This window comes from Streptomyces sp. NPDC085866, assembly GCF_044541035.1.
Lineage (GTDB): Bacteria > Actinomycetota > Actinomycetes > Streptomycetales > Streptomycetaceae > Streptomyces.
Map to the genome: position 1 here is coordinate 569,517 of NZ_JBITSQ010000005.1, position 16,405 is coordinate 585,921.

Consider the following 16,405-nt stretch of genomic DNA (forward strand, 5'->3'; position numbering starts at 1 on the left):
GCACTCCGGCCGCGTCTTCACGCGCGGCACACATCACCACCACAGCAACGCCGCACCAGGGAGCTGTTTTCCATGAGCGCCGAGACTCCTGCCGCCGAACCCGGCCAGTTCACCCACCGGAGGCTGCAGTTCCGCGCATGGCGGGGCACCCGTCCGTTCTGGGCCGGGCTGTACGTCCTGCTCAGCGGTCTTCCGATCATGTACTTCCCGTACTTCCACCTCCAGCTCGGTCACCTGACGCTGGCGATGGCGACCACGGCGGGGGCCGGCTCCCTGATCATCGGCGTGCTGCTCATCGTGCTGGGCGTCAGCCTCTGGTTCCAGAAGCACGTACGGACATTCGCGGGAGTCGCCGCGATCCTGCTGGCGCTCGTGTCGCTCCCCGTCTCCAACTTCGGTGGCTTCATCATGGGCTTCCTGCTCGCCCTCGTCGGCGGAGCGATGGCCGTGGCGTGGGTGCCGGGCGCGGAGCCGCAGTCGGAGCCGCCGGCCGGGCCCGGCCCGGGTGAGGGCGCAGCCCCCGAAGCCGCACCGCTGCCGTCGCAGGCCGCGGACGGGGTGAGCAAGTCGTACGACCTGTCAGGGACGAGCCCGGCCAACGAGGCGAACGGGAGGCACAGTGCCGGCTGACGAGGTGGCCCACGGGACCGACGTGGACGGGTCCCGCGCGAGAACCGGGCCACGCCACGCGGCACCCAAGAAGCCGCTGTTCACCAGGTTCCACATGCCGGGCGGCAAGGCGATCGCTTCCGTGGCGATGCCCACGGCGGTCATCGTGGGTATGGGTTTCACCTCGACCCTCGCCCTTGCCGACAACGGCAGCACGCCGTCGACGTCCAACAGTCAGAAGGCCGCGGACTACAAGGACTGCGTCAAGGCGCTGGACGGCTCCAACGACGCCTCGGCCTCGCCGTCGCCGTCTGCGAGCGAGTCCACGGCCACGGCGACGCCGACCCCCACGGCGTCCGCCGAGACCCAGGACAGCAAGACGACGGGCAAGACCTCTTCGTCGGATTCAGGTTCCGGCGACCAGGCCACGCCCACTCCGACGGCGACCTCCGGCTCGGGTTCGGGGTCCGGCTCTTCGGGCTCCGGTGGCGGCAGCACGGCCACGCCGACCCCGTCGGCGTCCCAGAGCAGCGGTGGCACCATCCTGGACACCATCGGCGACACGATCGGTGACATCGGCGACGTCCTCACCGGCGGCAACAAGGACTCCGGTACGTCCGCGAGCCCGACGCCGTCCGCGTCCGAGTCCTCGTCGCCGGCCACGTCGTCCTCGTCCGGCTCCTCGGACAAGGGCAGCGCCGCCGACACCGTCAAGGACACCGCGACCAAGGCCGCCAAGACGGTCACGGACACGGTGAAGAACACCACCGACACGGTCTCCAAGACGGCCGAGGGCACCACCCAGGCGGTCAAGGACGCGGCCGAGTCGGCCACGCCCAGCCCCTCCGCGAGCTCCTCGGCGTCCCCGGACGACTGCCCGGCGGCCACCGACGACGTCAGCGGTGTCGACAACAAGGTGCCGGTGGCGGACGACCCCTGGTACCTGAACGCCAGCTCGCTGCTGCTGAAGGGCGCCGACTACCAGGGCATCGTCGAGGTGAAGACGGCCAACGGCACCACGAAGAAGGTGCTGAAGTACGTCATCTCCGGCGGGACCGACATCGGTGACCTGCACCAGACGGTCAACGACAAGCAGTCCGGCAAGGTCTACCACGTGCAGGCCGCCAAGGGTTCGACGTCCACCATCCGCAACGGCGACACCGTGATGTACACCCAGAGCATCTCGGGCAACCTGTTCGGCCTGATCCCGGTGACGTTCAGCCCCGACAGCCCGCCGCCGCTCAACATCCCGCTGATCTACTTCACCAACGTGAAGGTGACGCAGGCAGCCCAGTTCGGTGGCGATCTCCACGTGCCCGGCATGCACGTGTACACCACCGACTGAGCACCCCCTCGACCCGTTCGGGAGCCGCACGCCGTGGCCCGGTCCTCCACTTGTGGAGGACCGGGCCACGGCCATTTGCACCCGGTACGGGGGCGCCGCACCAGGAACATCACTTGCGATGCGGATTACACCTGGACGCCCTGTACGACACCTCCAAGCCCTGGCTCCCGGACTTCCCCGTGGAGTCGGGAACCGTCGGCTGACGGATGAAGCACCGAGGGCGCCCCCTGTCACCGGGGGCGCCCTCACTGTCGTACAAGATCCTTGCGAAGAGCGTTACTTGCTCTCGCCGCCCACGTGGTGGACCCGGACCATGTTGGTGGTGCCGGGGACGCCGGGGGGCGAGCCGGCGGTGATGATGACCGTGTCGGCGGGGTTGAAGCGGCCCAGCTTGGCCAGCTCCGCGTCGACCATGTCGACCATCTCGTCCGTGGTGTTCACGAACGGCACGACGTGCGGCTCCACGCCCCAGCTGAGGGTCAGCTGGTTGCGGGTGCCCTCGTCGGTGGTGAAGGCGAGGATCGGCTGGGCCGCGCGGTAGCGGGACAGGCGGCGGGCGGTGTCGCCGGACTGGGTGAAGGCGATCAGCCCCTTGCCGCCGAGGAAGTCGGCGATCTCGCAGGCCGCACGGGCGACCGAACCACCCTGGGTGCGCGGCTTCTTGCCGGGGACCAGGGGCTGCAGGCCCTTGGAGAGCAGCTCCTGCTCGGCCGCGGTGACGATCTTCGACATCGTCTTGACCGTCTCGACCGGATAGGCGCCCACCGAGGACTCCGCCGACAGCATGACCGCGTCGGCACCGTCCAGGATCGCGTTGGCGACGTCGGAGGCCTCGGCGCGGGTCGGCCGGGAGTTGGTGATCATCGACTCCATCATCTGGGTCGCCACGATCACCGGCTTGGCGTTGCGCCGGCACATCTCCACCAGGCGCTTCTGCACCATCGGGACCTTCTCCAGCGGGTACTCGACGGCGAGGTCACCACGGGCGACCATCACACCGTCGAACGCCAGGACGACATGCTCCATGTTGTCGACCGCCTGCGGCTTCTCCACCTTGGCGATCACCGGGACCCGGCGGCCCTCCTCGTCCATGACGCGGTGGACGTCCTGCACGTCCTTGGCGTCCCGGACGAAGGAAAGAGCGACCATGTCGCAGCCCATGCGGAGGGCGAAGCGCAGATCCTCGATGTCCTTCTCGGACAGCGCCGGGACGTTGACCGCCGCGCCGGGCAGGTTGATGCCCTTGTGGTCGGAGACGACACCGCCCTCGATGACGATCGTCCGTACCCGCGGACCCTCGACGTCCAGGACCTTCAGCTCGACGTTGCCGTCGTTGATGAGGACCTGGTCGCCGCGCGAGACATCGCCCGGCAGCCCCTTGTACGTCGTACCGCAGATGTGCTTGTCGCCCGGCACGTCCTCGGTCGTGATGACGAACTCGTCACCGCGCTCCAGCTCGACCGGACCCTCGGCGAAGGTCTCCAGGCGGATCTTCGGGCCCTGCAGGTCGGCGAGGACACCGATGGCCCGGCCGGTCTCCTTCGAGGCCGCACGGACGCGGTCGTACCGCGCCTGGTGCTCGGCGTGGGTGCCGTGGCTGAAGTTGAAGCGGGCCACATTCATACCCGCCTCGATCATGGCGACGAGCATCTCGTGGGAGTCGACCGCGGGGCCGAGAGTACAGACGATTTTCGAACGGCGCATGGGGCGATCCTATCGGTTTGTTTCGCTGCGGAATATTCCGTCTGGCGGAAGATACAAATGGGCGGACATGCGCTCAGGCGTGTTACTGCCGTGTATTACTCAGCTCCACTGCTCAGCTGTACTGCCTTTTGCTCAACTGCTCTTTCCGACCAGTGCGTAGGTCTGCGTGGCGATCTCCAGTTCCTCGTCGGTCGGCACCACGGCGACCGCGACCCGCGCGGACTCGGGCGAGATCAGCCGCGGCTCGTCGCCGCGCACGGCGTTCAGCTCGCCGTCGACCGCCAGGCCCAGCCCCTCCAGGCCAGCGATCGCAGCCTCCCGCACCGGCGCCGCGTTCTCGCCGACCCCGGCCGTGAACGCGACCGCGTCCACCCGGCCGAGCACCGCGTAATAGGCGCCGATGTACTTCTTGAGCCGGTGAATGTAAATGTCGAAGGCGAGCGCGGCCTCTTCGTCGCCCTCGTCGATCCGGCGGCGGATCTCCCGCATGTCATTGTCCCCGCACAGGCCGAACAGACCGCTCCTCTTGTTGAGAAGAGTGTCGATCTCGTCCATGGACATTCCGCCAACACGCGCCAAATGGAAGATGACGGCAGGATCCAGGTCGCCGGACCGCGTACCCATGACGAGGCCCTCCAGCGGCGTCAGCCCCATGGAGGTGTCCACGCACCGGCCCTTCTCGACCGCCGACGCCGAGGCGCCGTTGCCGAGGTGCAGCACGATCACGTTGACCTCGGAAGGGTCCTTGCCCAGCAGCCGCGCGGTCTCGCGGGAGACGTACGCGTGCGAGGTGCCGTGGAAGCCGTAGCGGCGGATGCGGTGCCGGTCCGCGATCTTCGGGTCGATCGCGTAGCGGGCCGCGGACTCGGGCATCGTCGTGTGGAACGCCGTGTCGAACACCGCGACCTGCGGCAGGTCGGGGCGCAGCGCCTGCGCGGTGCGGATTCCCGTGAGGTTGGCCGGGTTGTGCAGCGGCGCGACGGGGATCAGCCGCTCGATCTCGGCGAGCACCTCGTCGTCGATGACGGTGGGCTCGGTGAAGAACATGCCGCCGTGCACCACCCGGTGCCCGATCGCGGCCAGCTCCGGCGAGTCCAGGCCCAGGCCGTCCCGGCCCAGCTCCTCGGCGACCGCCTTGAGGGCCGCATCGTGGTCGGCGATCGGGCCGGTGTGCTCACGGGTCTCGCCCGTGGTGCGGCAGGTGTGCCTGAGCCGGGAGGTCTGCTCGCCGATCCGCTCCACCAGACCCACCGCCAGCCGGCTGCTGTCCCGCATGTCCAGCAGCTGGTACTTCACCGACGAGGAGCCGGAGTTGAGGACGAGGACACGGGTCGGGGTGGTCACTGCTCGGACGCCTTCTCGCTCGGGTTCTGGGCCTGGATCGCCGTGATGGCGACAGTGGAGACGATGTCCTGGACGAGTGCGCCGCGGGACAGGTCGTTGACCGGCTTGCGCAGGCCCTGCAGGACCGGGCCGACGGCGATCGCGCCGGCCGAGCGCTGCACGGCCTTGTAGGTGTTGTTGCCGGTGTTGAGGTCGGGGAAGATCAGCACGCTGGCCTGCCCGGCGACATCGGAGTCCGGCAGCTTGGTCGCGGCGATGGATGGCTCGACGGCGGCGTCGTACTGGATCGGCCCCTCGATCTTCAGGTCGGGCCGGCGCGAGCGCGCCAGCTCGGTGGCCTCGCGCACCTTGTCGACGTCGGCGCCGGAGCCCGACGTACCGGTGGAGTACGACAGCATCGCGATCCGCGGCTCCACGCCGAACTGCGCCGCCGTGGCGGCCGACTGGATGGCGATGTCCGCAAGCTCCTCGGCGTTCGGGTCCGGGTTGACCGCACAGTCGCCGTAGACCAGCACCTTGTCGGCCAGGCACATGAAGAAGACGGACGACACGATCGAGGAGTCCGGCCTGGTCTTGATGATCTCGAAGGCGGGCCGGATGGTGGCCGCCGTGGAGTGCACCGTGCCCGACACCATGCCGTCGGCCAGCCCCTCCTGGACCATCAGGGTGCCGAAGTAGTTCACGTCGGAGACGACGTCGTAGGCCAGTTCCACCGTCACGCCCTTGTGGGCGCGCAGCAGGGCGTACTTCTCGGCGAAGGCGTCGCGCAACTCGCTGGTGGCCGGGTCGATCAGCTGGCTGTCGCCGAGGTCGATGCCCAGGTCGGCGGCCTGCTTGCGGATCCGGTCGACCGGGCCGAGCAGGGTCAGGTCGCACACGCCCCGGCGCAGCAGCACCTCGGCCGCGTGCAGCACCCGCTCCTCGGTGCCCTCCGGCAGAACGACCCTTCGCTTGTCGGAGCGGGCCTGTTCGAGCAGCTTGTGCTCGAACATCATCGGGGTGACCCGGTCGCTGCTCGGTGCCGAGACCCGGCGGGCCAGTTCGGCGGTGTCGGCGTACCGCTCGAACAGGCCGAGCGCGGTCTCCGCCTTGCGCGGCGTGGCCGCGGTCATCTTCCCCTCCAGGGAGAAGAGGTGCTCGGCGGTGGGGAAACTGGTGCCGGACACCGAGAGCACCGGGGTGCCCGGGGCGAGCCGGGCGGCCAGCGTGAGGATCTCCTCGCTCGGCACCTCGTTCAGGGTGAGCAGCACGCCGGCTATCGGCGGGGTGCCGGCGCTGTGCGCGGCCAGCGAGCCGACGACCAGGTCGGCGCGGTCGCCCGGGGTCACGACCAGACAGCCCGGGGTCAGGGCGCTCAGGAAGTTCGGCAGCATCGCACCGCCGAAGACGAAGCCCAGCGCGTCCCGGGCGAGCCCGGAGTCGTCGCCGAGCAGCACCTTGGCGCCGAGGGTCTGGGCGATCTGCGCGACGGTCGGCGCGGACAGCGCAGGCTCGTCGGGCACCACGTAGCAGGGCACCGGCAGACGGTCCGCGAGCCGCTCGGCGATGGCGTCGCGGTCCTCGCGGGCCACCCGGTTGGTGACCATGGCGAGGACGTCGCAGCCCAGCCCGTCGTACGCGCGGTAGGCGTTGCGCGTCTCGGCCAGCACGGCCTCGGCCGTCTGCTTGCGGCCGCCGACCACCGGGATCACGGACGCGCCGAACTCGTTGGCGAGGCGGGCGTTCAGGGACAGCTCGTCCGGCAGCTGGGTGTCCGCGAAGTCGGTGCCGAGGACGAGGACCACGTCGTAGTCCCGGGCCACCAGGTGGAAGCGGTCGACCAGGGCCGAGACGAGCTCGTCCGTGCCCTGTTCGGCCTGGAGCGCGGACGCCTCCAGGTAGTCCATGCCGTAGACGGTCGCCGGGTCCTGGGAGAGGCGGTACCGCGACCGCAGCAGCTCGAACATCCGGTCGGGCCGGTCGTGCACGAGTGGGCGGAACACACCCACCCGGTCGACCTGCCGGGTCAGGAGCTCCATGACCCCCAGCTCCACGACCTGGCGGCCGTCGCCGCGGTCGATCCCGGTCACGTACACGCTGCGCGTCACGTGTGCACTCCGTTTCCTGTGGCTCGTCGGTGATGTCTCGGCGGTGCTGTCTCTTCTACGGCATAAAAATCGCCCACCAAGGTGAGCAGAACCCTCTTGACAATACCCCCGGTGCCGGATAAGGCGCCCGTCAGGACTTCACCGCTCCGGCGGACGTGAAAGAATCGGCAGTGGCTCACCGGCACCGAAAGCGAGCAGGAGACACAGCACGATGCGCATCGGAGTCCTCACCGCAGGCGGCGACTGCCCCGGCCTGAACGCCGTGATCCGATCGGTCGTGCACCGGGCGGTGACGCAGTACGGCGACGAGGTCATCGGCTTCGAGGACGGCTACCGGGGTCTGCTCGACCGCCACTACCGCACCCTCGACCTGGACGCGGTCAGCGGCATCCTGGCCCGCGGCGGCACCATCCTCGGCTCCTCCCGCCTGGAGCGCGACCGGCTGCGCGAGGCCTGCGAGCGCGCCACCGACATGGTCGAGGAGTTCGGCATCGACGCGCTGATCCCGATCGGCGGCGAGGGCACGCTGACCGCGGCCCGCATGCTCTCCGACGCCGGCCTGCCGGTCGTCGGCGTCCCCAAGACCATCGACAACGACATCTCCTCGACGGACCGCACCTTCGGCTTCGACACCGCCGTCGGCGTCGCCACCGAGGCCATGGACCGCCTGAAGACCACGGCCGAGTCCCACCAGCGCGTGATGGTCGTCGAGGTCATGGGCCGGCACGCCGGCTGGATCGCCCTGGAGTCCGGCATGGCCGCCGGCGCCCACGGCATCTGCCTGCCCGAGCGCCCCTTCGACCCCGCCGACCTGGCCAAGATGGTCGAGGAGCGGTTCTCCCGGGGCAAGAAGTTCGCGGTCGTCTGCGTCGCCGAGGGCGCCCACCCCATCGACGGCACCATGGACTACGGCAAGGGCGAGATCGACCAGTACGGCCACGAGCGCTTCCAGGGCATCGGCACCGCGCTCGCCTACGAGCTGGAGCGGCGCCTCGGCAAGGAGGCCAAGCCGGTCATCCTCGGCCACATCCAGCGCGGCGGCGTCCCGACCGCGTACGACCGCGTCCTCGCCACCCGCTTCGGCTGGCACGCCGTCGAGGCCGCACACCGCGGCGACTTCGGCAAGATGACCGCGCTGCGCGGCACCGACGTCCAGATGGTGCCGCTCGCGGAGGCGGTCACCGAGCTGAAGACGGTCCCGACGGACCGCATGGACGAGGCCGAGTCGGTCTTCTAGCCGTCCCTGTTCCCGACCAGCCGTTCCTGTTCTCGACTAGCCGTTCCTGTTCTCGACGGCCGTCCAGAAGTTCTCCACGATCCGGTCGATGAAGTCCTGGCCGGACTCACTGGCATCGCTGCTGCCGCCGCCCCAGCTGAGGGTGGCGGCCATGTGCCCCTGGTAGTCCTGGTGCAGCTCCTGCAGCACGTCCTCCAGGACTCCGCGGTCCAGGGGCGCGACCTTCGCGACCGGGCGCACATAGGCCTGCCAGCGGGTGGTCACCGCGCTGTGCAGCAGCTCGGCGAGCTTCTTCTCGCGGCCCGTGACGGCCACGAAGTCGGGCAGGGTCAGCTCCAGCACCCGGGCGAGCGCGGCCGACTGGCGCTCGTTGCCCCGCCACTCCCCGCTCTCCTCCGTGCGCAGATACCCGGACAGCTCCATGCCGAGGGCATGGGCCACGTCCTCGGGCGCGATCTCGCGGGCGACCCGGTGCTCGCGCAGCGTGCGGGGCCTGCCGATCAGTTCACCCGGAGAACACCACAGCACACCCGCGAGGGCGGTGAGCTCGGGATTGTCGGGAGAGGCGATCCCGCGTTCCCAGGCGACGACGAGGTCAGGGGTGACATACGGCATCCCGTACGACGCACGCATCCCGTAGGCGACGTGCTCGGGCCCCATGCCGAGGGCGGCACGGAGCCGGCGGGCGGCCGGGGCGTTGAACGGGGGAGCCGAGGGGTTCGGTTGAGCTGAGGGCTGGCGCACTCCGCACAAGCTAGGGAGCTACCCACGGGTTGACTACGGGCCGTTCCGACAGGATCACTAATTGTAGGAAGGTACGGTTCCGGCCGTTCGGTACGTTCCGGCCGTTCGGTAGGTAACGGGTGGATCACCCCTGTCCGCTATCCCTTGACCGCACCGCCGAGCGCGAACCCGCCCCCCAGCCGCCGCGCCACGAGCACGTACAACAGGATCACCGGGGTCGAGTAGATCACGGAGAAGGCGGCGAGCTGCCCGTACGCCACCATGCCCCGGTTGCCGAAGAAGTCGTTGATGCTGACCGAGGCCGGCATCTGGTCCGGGCTGAGCAGCAGCATGAAGGGGACGAAGAAGTTCCCCCACATCATCACGAACGAGAAGACGGTCACGACGGCGAGCCCCGGCCCCATCAACGGCAGCACGATCCGGACGAGGGACTGCAACGACGACGCCCCGTCGGTCCAGGCCGCCTCCTCCAGCTCCTTCGGCACCCCGTCCATGAAGTTCTTCATCAGCCAGATGGCGAACGGGAGTTGGGAGGCGGCGAAGAAGAAGATCGTCCCCTGCAGTGTGTCGATCAGGTTCACCCGCACGAACAGCGCGTACACCGGCACCATGATCGCGGTGATCGGCAGACTCGTCGCGAACAGGATCGTCAGCAGGAACGGCCGGTTGAGCCGGGACCGGAACCGGGAGAGCGGATAGGCGGCGAGGGCCGCGCAGACGACGGTCAGCGCGGTGGCCCCGCCGCACAGGATCAGGCTGTTGAGCAGCGGGGTGTAGGTGATGTCCGGGGTGAGGATCGCGTCGAAGTTGCCGAGCGTGAGCCCGTCGGGCACCTTGACCTTCAAGTCCGCATGCGCGTCCACGGAGGACAGCAGCACCCAGGCCAGGGGCAGTGCGAAGGCGAGGGCGACGACGAGCAGCCCGGCGTCGGCGGCGAGGCGACGCGAGGGACGATGTCGGGGCATGGCCGGTCCTACACCTCCGTCCGCAGCAGACGCAGATAGACGACGGAGAACAGGGAGCCCACGAGCAGCAGGAGCAGGGCGACGGCGGTGCCGTACCCGATCATGCTGTTCTGGAAGGCCTGTTCGTACATGAAAAGCGGCAGGGTCTGGCTCTTGTCGCCGGGCCCGCCTCTGGTCATCACCCAGATCAGCCCGAAGACGGAGAGCGTCTGCAGGGTGTTGAGCATGAGGTTGGTGCCGATGGAACGCCGGATCATCGGCAGGGTGATGTGCCACATCCGCCGCCACCCGCCCGCACCGTCCACTTCCGCGGCCTCGCTGATCTCGCTCGGTATCTCGTCGAGCGCGGCCGAGTAGACGAGCATCGAGAACGCCGTGCCGCGCCAGACGTTGGCGAAGGAGACGGCGAGGATGGGAAGGGTGAACAGCCAGTTCTGCGCCGGCAGATGGAGGTGCTGCAGGATGGCGTTCAAGGTGCCCTCGCGCCGGAAGAAGGCGTAGAGCAGGAACCCGGCGACGACCTCCGGCAGCACCCAGGCGGTGATCACGACCGCGCCGGTGAGGGTGCGCACGGGCTTGGAGGCACGCTTCATCAGCGCCGCGAGGGCGAGGCCCAGGGTGTTCTGCCCGACGAGCGAGGACAGCACCGTGAACACCAGCGTCAGCCAGACCGCGTTGAGGAACGCGTCGTCGTGGAAGGCCCTGCGGAAGTTGTCGAACCCGACGAAGGAGGAGTGGGCCTGGCCGGTCAGCTGGAGGTCGGTGAAGGCGATGTAGACGCAGTAGGCGATGGGGCCGGCGAGGAAGAGAAGCAGGAGGACCAGGGCGGGGGTGAGGGGGAGGGGGCGCGTGATCCGTCGGCGGAGCCTCACTTCTGGATCACTTGGTTGTCGGTGACGTCCTTGAGCGTCGCGTCGTAGCCGCCGGCCGCCTTCTCCACGGACTGATCACCGGTGCTGACACCCTCCATGGCGTCCTGGACGGCGGTCGACACCTTCGGGTACGCGGGGTAGGCGGGCCGGTAGTGGGTGCTGGCGACGAGGTCGGTGAAGAACTTGATGCCGGGCTGGGCGGTGGCGTACGCCGGGTCGCTCGCCACGTCCTTCCGCACCGCGATACCGGAGTTGGCGATGTACCACTTCCGGGCGTTGTCCTTCGTCTGCATGGTCCTGATGAAGTCGAAGGCGAGGTCGGGGTTGCCCGCCTTGGCAGGGACGGCCCAGGTCCAGCCGCCGGACATGCTCACCTTGCCCGGGGCCTGGCCGTGCTGGGTGGGCATGTAGGCGAGCCCCAGCTGCTGGGACCAGTCCTTCCACTCGTGCCCGCTGCCCGGCAGCCAGGCCTGCGGGAGCCAGGAGCCGTCGAGGTCGATACCGAGCTTGCCCTGCGGGAGAAGCTCGCCGTTGACGGTGGTGGCGAAGTTGGGATCGAGCGCGTCGGAGACGTCGGGCCCGAGCTTCTCCTTGTACACGGTCTCGACGAACTTCAGCGAGTCCTTGAACCCCTGGCTGCCGGCGATCCACTTCTTGCTGCCGCTGTCGTACAGGGGGTCCGCCGTCCCGTCGCCGGTGCCGTACAGGAGCATCTCGAACCCCTGCATGGTGGCCCGCTCACCCGCCGGCTTGCCGGTGTAGACGTTGAGCGGGGTGACGCCGGGGACCTTCTGCCTGATGGTGCGGGCGGCGGTGAGGATGTCGTCCCAGGTCTTGGGCTGCCAGTCGGTGGGGAGACCGGCTTTGCCAAAGACGCGCTTGTCGAACCACAGGCCCCGGGTGTCGGTGCCGTCGGGCACGCCGTACGTCTTCCCGTCCTCGCCCTTCGCCGCGCTCTTCGCCGTGTCGATGAACTGCTGCCAGTCCGGCCACTTGGCGAGGTACGGATCGAGGGGCTTCAAGTACCCGCTCGTGATGTCCGAGTTGATGAGGAAGGTGTCCTCGTACACCAGGTCCGGGGCGGTCCTGGGGGAGCGGAGCATCTGCTGCAGCTTGGTGTAGTACTCCGAGTCCGGCGCCTTGATGGGGACCAGCTCCACCTTCTTTCCGGGGTACTTCTTCTCGAACTGCTTCTTGATGTCGGCGAGGTAGGTGTCCATCACCTTGATGGAGTTGTCCGTCGACTGCTTGAAGGAGACCTTGATGGTGTTGGGGCTGCTGCCGGAGCCGTTGCCGCAGGCGGTGAGGGTGGTTGCGGCAAGGGTGAGTGCTACGAGGGCGGTGGCGGTGGGGCGCACGGGCATGACCTCCTGCGAACTCACGGGGTGGTGGCGCGGGAATGGCTGCCGTGTGAACGTAAGAGGAGTGGTCTAGTCAGGTCAATGTGTCTGCGGCGGATTGGGTCCCGCCTCACCTGTCGGCGCCCGGCACCTCCGGCCCGCGGACGACTTTGCCGGTGACCGGCCCGTAGAAGGTCCCGCCGCGGAAGTCGATGTGGTCGCCCCCGTACCGGACGCTCGGCGCGGAGGGCTCGCGCTGGTCCGGGGCGTTCCGCCGGACTGTCGGCTCCAGCTCGGCGATGATGGCCATGGCCGCCTGAGCGGCGGTCGCGGCGGCCAACGGCTGTGAGCCGGACGCGTCGGCCAGGTGTTTCGCCCCGTCGGCCTTGTCGCTGATGCCGCGGATGGTGAGGGTGTCCAGGGCGCCGACGAGATGGGCGGCGTGGGCGACGCCGGCGCTCTCCATCTCGATGGCAACGGCGTCGTTGTAGTGACGACGGATTTGGTCGGCCAGGTCCGACTCGGCGTCATTGAGGACCACTTCTCCGGCGGCGATCGGCTTGAAGTGCACTCTGTCCCGCCAACGCGGCCCGCGCAGTGCGTATCTGGCGGTCTGCTCCAGGCGGTGCGAGGCGTCCCAGGCGCGCGGGCGGGCGTAGAAGCCCTCCGGTGTCTGCTTGCCGCCGTGATAGGCGTACACACGCGTGCCCACCACGACGTCACCGATACGGATCTCCTCCTTGAGGCCGCCCGCGACTCCCACGAAGAACAGTGCCTGGGGGCTCAGCCACGTGCTGAGGCGTTCGGTGACGATCGCGGCGGTCTGATTGCCCTCGCCGATCTGGGCGAGCGCCACGTGCCATTCGGTACCCGCCAGCCGGCCCCGCTCGACCCTCGTACCGGATGGGTGCACCAGTGGCTCGCAACCGGTGAGCCGTTCTCGGACGGCCTCGTATTCGACGGGGAGTGCCGTGAGGATCACCAACGTGGGGCGTACGTCTTCCACCGTTCTGCCCATCCCAACTCGCCTGGATATGTTCACCCCTGAGGCAGGGGCTGCCGCGGGTCCGAGGACTTCAAGTTACGGCATACACCGGCACGGCGGGCTCTCCCGCGACATGCCGCCCGGGACCGGTGGAGAGGGCAGCCGGCCGTCGAACGGCACCGTCGACCCCGGTTGCCACGGCTCTCGCGGAATGGCTGTCCGGCCGGCTCGTGGCCCAGTAACTTGAATGCACACCAGATGACATCGGAGTGACCGGTTCACCGGACCGTCCAGTCACCGGTGGACCGGTCACGGGACGTTGCGGACGTCTGGACGGCACGGGGGAAACGCATGCAAGCGGCCTTGACGGCATTGCTGACGGCACTCGCCGACGGCGAGGGCGGCCCCCTCGGGCATGAGGCGCTGAAGGCCCTGGCCGAGCTGGTGCACGGAGCGGACGACGCGCCCGGCGACGTCGGACGCGTCGACCCCGTCGGTCTTGCCGCAACCACCCATACGCGCGGAGTGCAGGAGCCCGCACTGCGGGCAGAGTTGGCGACGTGGGCCAAGCGGGTTCAACACACGCTCGCGGATGATCTCGAGACGGCATCCGCGGTCGCTGCCGCGATGGACCGGCAGGCGCCCGGCACAGGCGCCTGGTACCAGGGCGATCACGTCGACTTCGGTCAGGGCCTGTTCCTCGGCAGTGTCGTCGGCGCGCAGGTCGTGTACAACAACCTCGGCCCCGTACCGCCCGCCATGGCTCAACTCCCGCCGACTCAACCGGGTTTCACGGGCCGACAGGACGACCTGCGCAAGCTCCTGGCCGCCCTCGCACCGACTTCGGGCCGCGCACCGGGCCGGTCCGCGGTCACGGCCGTGACCGGCCTGGCCGGAGCGGGCAAGACCGCTCTTGCTGTGGAGGCCGCGCACGCTGCGGACGGCGAGGGGTGGTTTCTCGGCGGAACACTCTTCGTCGATCTGCACGGATACGACGCGGTACCAGTCACCGCGGAGCGCGCCCTGCACTCGCTCTTGCGTGCGCTCGGGATACCCTCCGAGCACATTCCGTCCGGTGAGGAAGAGCGGGCCGCCCACTATCGCACTCGGCTCGCGGAACGCACCGGTCGCGTGCTGATCCTGGTGGACAACGCCTCGTCACCCGCCCAGGTTCGCCCGCTGATCCCCGGTGACGTGCGTCATCGGGTCCTGGTCACCTCGCGTACCCGACTGCCGGCATCACTGGGCGCCTTCTCGCTCTCCCTCGGACAGCTGGCACCCGATGCGTCCGTCGAGCTGCTCGACGAGGCGCTCCGTACGGCCGTACCCGATGACGCGCGGATCTCCGACGACCCGAGCGCGGCACGCGAACTCGCCTCGCTCTGTGGCCACTTACCCCTTGCCCTGCAGATCGCTGCCGCGCTGCTCGCCTATGATCCGGGGATGCCGGTCGTCGAGTTCGTCGCGGCCCTCAAGGAGCAGTACAGCGTGCGGGTCACGCTCCTTGACGACGGTGAGCGCAGCATCTGTGCCGCCTTTGCTCTCTCCTATGACCGGTTGCCCGAGGACCAGGCCCGGCTGCTGCGACTGCTGGCGCTGGCGCCGGGTTCGGAGATCAGCGCGCACACGATCTGCGCCCTGGTGGGCGAAGACACGCCGCCGACAGGGACTCTGGCCGGACTGGAGCGGGCGTACCTCGTCGACCGGGGCGGCAGTCGTACGGAATGGCGGCTCCACGACCTCGTGCGGGAGTACGCGCTGAGCGTCACCGTGGCCGACCCCGTGCTCCGCGCGGAGGCCGAGGCGGCCCGTTCGCGCCTGCTGCGCTTCTACCGGAGGTGGGCCAACGCGGCGGATGACCTCCTGCGAGATCTGCCGGTGGATCCGAGCACCGCCGTCTTCGAGAGCCGAGAGGCGGCACTGGACTGGCTGGACAGGGAGCGGGTGGGACTGGTCGCGGCCGTGCAGTGGGGCGCCGCCGACCTGCAGCATGCCACTAGCGCCGTCGACCTGGCCCTGTGCCTGGGTGAGTACCTGTGCTGGCGCGGCTTTTCGGACGACGCCATCCTCGTCGGCCGGACCGCCCGTGACCTCGCGGGCAGAGCGGGGGATGCCATCGGTGAAGCAATGGCGTCCAACAATCTCGGCAGAGCACTCCAGCTCGCCGGAAGACTGGAGGAGGCGTTCGCCGCCTTCTCCAGGGCTGCGGAGATCCACAGGCAGATCGATGACAGCCGGTCCGTGGCAGAGCAGCTCAACAACATGGCCGTCCTCCTCACCCAGATGGGACGATACGAGGAGGCGATCGAGGCCCTGAACGAGGCACGTGCCGCCTATACCGACGCCGACGACCCGGACGGTGAGGGGAGGGCGTGGAACAACCTGGGCCTGGCGCTGCTGGAGACAGGCCGGCCCCGTGAAGCCGCCGACGCCCTCACTCTGGCACTCAACGCCTTCCAGCGAGCCGGTGACCGGGTGCGCGAGATGGGGGCATGGAACAACCTGCGCCTGGCCATGGAGGGATTGGGCGGGCCGGCAGTGGAATGAAAAGGGAGTGAGTACCCGATGGGGGGCGGAGTGGCCGAACGTGACGTGACAGCAGGGCAGTTGCTGCTCACCGAGTACCAGACGATCAAGGATGAGCAGAAGACGCGGATCGGGTTCCGGGACAATCTGCTGTATGTGACCTTGACCGTGGTGGCTGCCGTGATCGCCGCCGCTGCCCAGGCCAAGCAGACCGCGATGCTGCTGGCGTTGCCGCCGGTCTGTGTCGTCCTCGGGTGGACGTATCTGGTCAATGACCAGAAGATCTCGGCGATCGGGGCCTATGTGCGGCGGGAGTTGGGTCCTCGGCTCGCCGAGATGGTGCAGGTGGAGGCCGCCGAGGTCTTTAAGTGGGAGGTTGCTCACCGAGGGGATGCGCGACGGGTCTCGCGAAAGGTCGCGCAGTGTGTGGTGGACTTGCTGGCCTTCTGCATCGTGCCGTTGAGTGCGCTCGTCGTGTATTGGGTGGGGGATCACGTCTCGGCCGGTCTGGTGGTGTTGTCCTTGCTGGAAGCGGTCTCGGTGGTGGGGCTGGGGGTGTACATCGTTCAGTACGCCGTGCCGTTCGGGGTCGGGGGCAACGCGGGCTGAGCGATCACATCGACTTTCGGGGCGGGGAGTTCAGAGCG

General features: G+C 68.9%; 13 protein-coding genes. 5 read left to right on the plus strand and 8 right to left on the minus strand.

The features are described 5' to 3' along the window. Nucleotides 1–72 precede the first annotated feature (72 nt). Both ACIF83_RS15570 and ACIF83_RS15575 read left to right on the plus strand, forming a co-directional pair. Nucleotides 73–630: a DUF6114 domain-containing protein gene (locus ACIF83_RS15570; RefSeq protein WP_393469630.1), complete on the plus strand. Its 558-nt coding sequence runs from the start codon at nucleotides 73–75 to the stop codon at nucleotides 628–630. Further along, nucleotides 620–1,954: a hypothetical protein gene (locus ACIF83_RS15575; protein ID WP_393469632.1), complete on the plus strand. Its 1,335-nt coding sequence runs from the start codon at nucleotides 620–622 to the stop codon at nucleotides 1,952–1,954. The genes ACIF83_RS15570 and ACIF83_RS15575 overlap by 11 nt, the downstream gene beginning before the upstream one ends. A gap of 276 nt (nucleotides 1,955–2,230) precedes the next feature. On the opposite strand, the gene pyk is transcribed toward ACIF83_RS15575, so the two are convergent. The 3 genes from pyk to pta form a co-directional block, all read right to left on the minus strand. Next, complete coding sequence (gene pyk, locus ACIF83_RS15580) at nucleotides 2,231–3,658, minus strand: pyruvate kinase (RefSeq protein ID WP_393469635.1); 1,428 nt, start codon at nucleotides 3,656–3,658, stop codon at nucleotides 2,231–2,233. Nucleotides 3,659–3,790: 132 nt separating this feature from the next. After that, entirely contained in the window at nucleotides 3,791–5,002 is a 1,212-nt protein-coding gene (locus ACIF83_RS15585; RefSeq protein ID WP_393469638.1) for an acetate kinase, read from the minus strand. Further along, complete coding sequence (pta, locus tag ACIF83_RS15590; protein ID WP_393469641.1) at nucleotides 4,999–7,089, minus strand: phosphate acetyltransferase; 2,091 nt, start codon at nucleotides 7,087–7,089, stop codon at nucleotides 4,999–5,001. Before pta ends, ACIF83_RS15585 begins: the two co-directional genes overlap by 4 nt. A gap of 211 nt (nucleotides 7,090–7,300) precedes the next feature. Here pta and ACIF83_RS15595 point away from each other — a divergent pair, with 211 nt between their 5' ends. After that, nucleotides 7,301–8,326: an ATP-dependent 6-phosphofructokinase gene (locus ACIF83_RS15595; RefSeq protein WP_393469644.1), complete on the plus strand. Its 1,026-nt coding sequence runs from the start codon at nucleotides 7,301–7,303 to the stop codon at nucleotides 8,324–8,326. A gap of 36 nt (nucleotides 8,327–8,362) precedes the next feature. Here the strand turns inward: ACIF83_RS15595 and ACIF83_RS15600 are convergent, their stop codons facing one another. The 5 genes from ACIF83_RS15600 to ACIF83_RS15620 form a co-directional block, all read right to left on the minus strand. Next, nucleotides 8,363–9,070 (minus strand): helix-turn-helix domain-containing protein, encoded by a 708-nt coding sequence (locus ACIF83_RS15600; RefSeq protein WP_399727100.1) that lies wholly within the window; start codon nucleotides 9,068–9,070, stop codon nucleotides 8,363–8,365. A gap of 137 nt (nucleotides 9,071–9,207) precedes the next feature. Further along, nucleotides 9,208–10,035, minus strand: a complete 828-nt coding sequence (locus tag ACIF83_RS15605; RefSeq protein WP_393469651.1) for a carbohydrate ABC transporter permease — start codon at nucleotides 10,033–10,035, stop codon at nucleotides 9,208–9,210. Nucleotides 10,036–10,043: 8 nt separating this feature from the next. After that, complete coding sequence (locus ACIF83_RS15610) at nucleotides 10,044–10,907, minus strand: carbohydrate ABC transporter permease (RefSeq protein WP_393469654.1); 864 nt, start codon at nucleotides 10,905–10,907, stop codon at nucleotides 10,044–10,046. Then, on the minus strand, nucleotides 10,904–12,271 hold the full coding sequence (locus tag ACIF83_RS15615; protein WP_399727105.1) for an extracellular solute-binding protein: 1,368 nt from the start codon (nucleotides 12,269–12,271) through the stop codon (nucleotides 10,904–10,906). The genes ACIF83_RS15610 and ACIF83_RS15615 overlap by 4 nt, the downstream gene beginning before the upstream one ends. A gap of 106 nt (nucleotides 12,272–12,377) precedes the next feature. Then, entirely contained in the window at nucleotides 12,378–13,265 is an 888-nt protein-coding gene (locus tag ACIF83_RS15620) for a 5'-methylthioadenosine/S-adenosylhomocysteine nucleosidase (protein ID WP_399727108.1), read from the minus strand. Between the two features lie 318 nt (nucleotides 13,266–13,583). Between ACIF83_RS15620 and ACIF83_RS15625 the strand changes: the two genes are divergently transcribed. Further along, nucleotides 13,584–15,779, plus strand: a complete 2,196-nt coding sequence (locus ACIF83_RS15625) for a tetratricopeptide repeat protein (protein ID WP_399727111.1) — start codon at nucleotides 13,584–13,586, stop codon at nucleotides 15,777–15,779. A 30-nt stretch (nucleotides 15,780–15,809) separates the two neighbouring features. Beyond that, entirely contained in the window at nucleotides 15,810–16,367 is a 558-nt protein-coding gene (locus tag ACIF83_RS15630; RefSeq protein WP_393469666.1) for a hypothetical protein, read from the plus strand. The last annotated feature ends 38 nt before the right edge of the window (nucleotides 16,368–16,405 follow it).